General features: G+C 67.0%; 1 protein-coding gene. It reads right to left on the bottom strand.

What is annotated here, in order from left to right; all coding sequences use genetic code 11:
* The coding region (locus SB771_RS34415) for an OPT/YSL family transporter (RefSeq protein ID WP_410721966.1) at nucleotides 1-273 on the bottom strand (273 nt) is incomplete at both ends.

The raw sequence follows: 273 nt of genomic DNA, 5'->3' as shown, positions 1-273 counted from the left end.
CGCCATCGGCATGAAAAGCGTCGCCAGCGTCCAGATGGCGCCCACGCCGATGACGCCTGCTCCAATGAACCGCACCTGCGACGACCACAGCCCGGTGGCGAATTTCGCCAGCGACATGTCCGCGGGAATCTGGGCCACCGAAGTCAGGATCGGCACCGCGATGCCCCACGAGATCACCAGCCCCGTCAGCATGGCCAGGCCCGCCACGATGCCGATCAGGTAACCCGCGCCCAGCAGCGCCAGCGAAAAACCCATCGGCAGCCGGAACACCGC

Origin of the sequence: Burkholderia sp. SIMBA_051, from assembly GCF_046534915.1 — a bacterium.
In the GTDB taxonomy this organism is placed as follows: domain Bacteria; phylum Pseudomonadota; class Gammaproteobacteria; order Burkholderiales; family Burkholderiaceae; genus Burkholderia; species Burkholderia ambifaria.
The sequence above is the reverse complement of the archived record's forward strand: the minus strand, read 5'-3'. Positions and strand labels throughout refer to the sequence as shown.